General features: G+C 38.2%; 3 protein-coding genes and 2 pseudogenes. 1 reads left to right on the top strand and 4 read right to left on the bottom strand.

Annotated elements, in window-relative coordinates; translation table 11 throughout:
- A pseudogene (locus tag WAZ74_RS03025) lies at window positions 1–115 on the top strand (IS5/IS1182 family transposase); the annotation flags it as partial.
- A 47-nt stretch (window positions 116–162) separates the two neighbouring features.
- Here WAZ74_RS03025 and WAZ74_RS03030 read toward each other — a convergent pair.
- The 4 genes and pseudogenes from WAZ74_RS03030 to WAZ74_RS03045 form a co-directional block, all read right to left on the bottom strand.
- Window positions 163–962 (bottom strand): annotated as a pseudogene (locus tag WAZ74_RS03030) (hypothetical protein).
- 122 nt (window positions 963–1,084) lie between these two features.
- Window positions 1,085–2,713, bottom strand: a complete 1,629-nt coding sequence (locus WAZ74_RS03035) for a sensor histidine kinase (RefSeq protein WP_422305665.1) — start codon at window positions 2,711–2,713, stop codon at window positions 1,085–1,087.
- 41 nt (window positions 2,714–2,754) lie between these two features.
- Window positions 2,755–3,414, bottom strand: a complete 660-nt coding sequence (locus tag WAZ74_RS03040; protein WP_422305667.1) for a response regulator — start codon at window positions 3,412–3,414, stop codon at window positions 2,755–2,757.
- Window positions 3,415–3,588: 174 nt separating this feature from the next.
- Complete coding sequence (locus WAZ74_RS03045; RefSeq protein WP_422305669.1) at window positions 3,589–4,161, bottom strand: PepSY domain-containing protein; 573 nt, start codon at window positions 4,159–4,161, stop codon at window positions 3,589–3,591.
- Window positions 4,162–4,456 lie beyond the last annotated feature (295 nt).

Below are 4,456 nucleotides of genomic sequence, written 5' to 3' on the forward strand. Positions count from 1 at the left end.
GTTCGCCAGGCTCAAGCATTCCCGTAGTATAGCCACTCGTTATGAGAAGTTGGCTCGTAATTTCAAGTCCATGCTTTACCTAGCGTGCACTATCATTCATTGCAAGATGAATTGAGGACACGCCCTAAAATTTATGAAATACTAATAAATTTTCTTAGTCCATCAATGTGCTTTGGCACTAGCCCTTTGCTTGAACACTAATAAACATACAATGATAAAGACTAACAAAGCTGCTGATGCCCCAAAACGGCTTAATGCAAGACCACCATGATCAATAGGTTTATCTAAAAAGTCACCCAATACAGCTCCTAATGGACGAGTCAGCACGAAAGCACCCCAAAATAGTAGCGTTTTAGATAATTTAGTATAGAAATGTGCTAAAGTCATAAGTGCTAATAGAGATCCAAAGATAATTGCACTAGTGGTATAGCCCATACCTTTACTATCTGCTACCCAGTCACCAAGTGCGGTGCCGAGCGTTTGAGAGAACATAATAGTCGTCCAGTAAAACACCTCAGCTTTGGGCTTGCTTATACTGTCAACGGCGATACTACCCATCGTTTTTTGCCATGTGACTAAACATAATCCAAGTAGCGCTATCAGCAAAGCAGAGCCCCCAGCGTAGCCAATCCCTAACGATCTGGTCACATATTCTGCTATCGTTGTACCTAAGGTAGTGGTTGCGATAATCGTGCCCAATACAACCATTTATTGAATGAGTTGGCTTTGATCTGGGTAGCTACTGCTATAGCAAATATAATAGCAAAAATGCCAGTACTGACAATGTATCCTAGATTTAATGACATTGATAAGGCATCACCCGCAGTCTCGCCCAATGTCGTTGCTGCAATCTTTATTAACCAAAATAATAAAGTGACTTCTGGTACTTTTGATAGAGCCTTCTGTATCGGATCGTACTCTGAGGCAGTAGCTGGGTTTGAAGACTTCAAAGATGTGTTCATGGGTGAATTCGCTCTGTTAATAATCAAATTTAATATCATATTGTAGACATTGATAGGTTATCAACAGATGTGTTAAGAAAGCGTCAAGATACACTGGCGTCTATCAAAAGTTTTTTATCCACTTAGAAAACTAAGGTTAAGCAAAGCCCTCGATTATTTTCATGAGTTGAGACTATAGATTTAGAGTCATTCATAAAGACATCGATACTTGCCTGCTCACAGATTGATTTAACGATAAAGAGTCCTAGGCCTGTTCCTTGTATTTGTTGTGATATATCTCTAGCACTATCTGATCTTGAGTCGCTACTATTGGTGCTAAGTAGATCAGATACATTCGATGATTGATTAAGCCGTACAAAAGGCTCAAAAATATTTTCATAATCGCTAGAATGAATACCTGGACCTGAATCTATTATTTGTAGTGCCAGTCTACTACTTGATCTTTTAGATAAAGTATTCAACTTCTCAGAGTGAATCACATGCGAGCCAAAATCATATTGAGTATTTAAAATCGATTTTTCCAAACTCTCAGAGTGCTGCCCAAGCTGATAGAGATTAATGATTACTTGACCATTGGCTGGCGTGTAAATAATGGCGTTCTGAATAAGATTTTTGATAAGCACTAATAATGACGTTTCATCTATAGCTACTTTATTGCTAGATTGCAAGTTAACAGTCATTGCAATATTTTTATTATCAGCGATAGGAATGAGTAAGCTAATAACTTGTTCGACAATAAACTTGACACTAGTTGTCGCTTTGTCATTGTGGATTGAGTTATTCATATTACCAACTCGCGCAAGCGTTAATAGCTGCTCAACCAAGCTTTGATTACGCTTTAAGCGAATAGCTAGTTTATCGAGCCCTTCGGACATTGTGCTATCGTGAGTGATACGTTGCAATCGTTGTAGCTGTAATGAGATAGCCGTAAGCGGTGAGCGTAGCTCGTGCGCGGCATCTGCTATAAAGCGTTGCTGACGCTCTATACTGACTTTGACCAGTGATAATAATCTATTTAAGGATTCTGCTAGTGGCAGCAATTCAGAAGGCAATTTTTCAATCTGTAGAGGACTTAGGTCATTCTCATTACGTATGCTAATTTCTTGATGTAGTTGGCGTACAGGCTTCATCATCCGCCACATAATAAAAGGTAATAAGAGCATTAATAAAGCTATACCAATAATAAGGGGTAAAAAAGACTGTAAAGCACTGGCCTTTGCTAAGTCATCTTGTAGATCAGTTTGTTGGCGCAAGATAAGAGCTACTTTTTCAGTACTACTAAAAGATTTAATGTTGACGTTGTTTCTGTAGGTTCTCCAAGTATGACCATCGATTTCTTGATCACTTATTCCTGAAGGAATATTGGTTAGTAGCTCGGTTGTTATAGGCTTTGCATAATCATAATCATTATTTTGATCATCTTTTATAAAGCTAGCAGGTTGTGCAGTCATTCCTACAATATCAACAGTAATTGCCCCATCATCATCGTCAGTATCGAAATGAATATTGGTACTCACGTTACGGACATTGTCTGAACTTACTATATTGGTATGTAAACCATTTATATCGAGTGACTGCTCTAACAAAGCTGCTGTATTTTTTAAGTTATCATCTTGGAAATCGTTTATCTCATTATAGTTATACCAAAACCCATAACCACCAGCCACTACAGCTAGTAGTAATAATGACAAGACAGACCAAAAGATCAGTTGAAACTGTAGTGAGTTAAATACTTTATGAAATTTAATCATAGTAGATGACTTTTGAAGGTAATGATAAGTGTTTTAGAGGTTCAAGCATTGCTAATGTACCAACCAAGTCCGCGAACATTCTTAATTCTATCCTGTCCGACCTTCTTCCTTAAACTATGAATGAGAAATTCGATAGCATTGCTCTCAACTTCACCGCCCCAACCATACAGTGAATCCTCAAGTTCGTTTTTGGACATAACCTTTTCAGGAGATAGCATAAAGGTGGTGAGCAGCATGTATTCTTTAGCAGTCAAGTCAATAGGAGCACTATTCATCATGACGCGCTTGTTTGCGGTATCAAGATTTAGATTACCTACGCTAAGCTGATTGTCAGCCTTGCCTTGAGCACGGCGAATTAGTACCCTCATCCGAGCAAAGACTTCTCCAAGCTCAAAAGGCTTAACTAAATAATCATCTGCACCTGAGTCCAACCCTGCGATCCTATCCTTTAATTGATCGCGTGCTGTAAGTATCAATACAGGCGTATCAATTTTGGCATCACGAATAGCGGTTAAAACGCCCATACCATCAATTTCAGGTAAGCCTAGATCTAATAAGATAATTTCATAGGACTGAGCCCTTAACGTCAGAATAGCTTGGCGACCATCCTTTACCCAGTCGACAGTATATGCTTCATCTTGCAAAGCTTCGCTCAGGCTTTCACCAATCATCAAATCGTCTTCAACCAGTAGCACGCGCATAGGATGTCCTTATTTTTTGACTGTTCAATAGATAAAAAGACTAATTATTTCATCTATAATGGCATTTTTAAGAATATCTTTAAACTAAAATGCTCTAATCGATACTGCAGTATCATTTAGAGCTATTATTAAACATTGTTAAGAGCAGGGATTTAGAGTCTTTACACTAGTATATTAATCATCATTGTCTAATTGACTGCTGATAACTTGGCCCGTCATACTATTGATGACTAGTTTATGTATTTGCATACCTTTAGCAAGTTCGATCTCATAAGCTGGTATGCCATTATCAAAGTCGAACTCTGCTTCAAGAACTTTGCCACTGACGCTTTGAGTCGCTTTTTGCATCGCTTGAATTAGACTGAACTGAGCTTGCTTCAGGGCGTTATACTCCGCTATATCATTTTGATCGAGTTTTTCTTGTTTGGTTTTTAGAACCTTACCCGTGCTCGCATCGATTTTTACCTCATATTCAGTGTCACTAGCAATAGATTTAATTTCAAATTCACCGCCTTCCATATAATCGTTTTGGTCAAATTCAGCACTTGTTAAATCTCCTTTGACTGTTTTTTGTGCAATAGCGATAGCTTGCTCTAGACTGATTTTGCTTTTAGATATTGCCACCGCGTCACTAGTCTCAGCACCCGAAATAGTGGGAATTTGTCCTGAGGCAATAGCGATAGTACCAATACCTAAAGCGCTAAGGGCGATTATCAATGATTTGCTTAGAGTGGATAATTTTTTCATGGTGTTTACTCCATAGTTTAGATTCATGGCTGATAACTTTTAATAAAATCGTCAGAAGGGTCGATAGAAATCCATCATACAAAATAAGACATAGGAGAAACTTAGCGCAGACTAAGCGTTAAGTTAGCTGTTTAAAATAATTGTTTCTATCAAATTTCTTGGCTAGCCTAAAAAAGGTTGATCTTAAAGCTCTGTAGTACCGTTGCGAACAGTGCAAAAAATAAAGCCGTTAGCAAGCTGCTCGATAGTAGGGCCATACCAAAACTAAATTTGTTGAGCAGATAAGGAAATAACA

Origin of the sequence: Psychrobacter sp. (assembly GCF_049295055.1) — a bacterium.
GTDB lineage: Bacteria > Pseudomonadota > Gammaproteobacteria > Pseudomonadales > Moraxellaceae > Psychrobacter.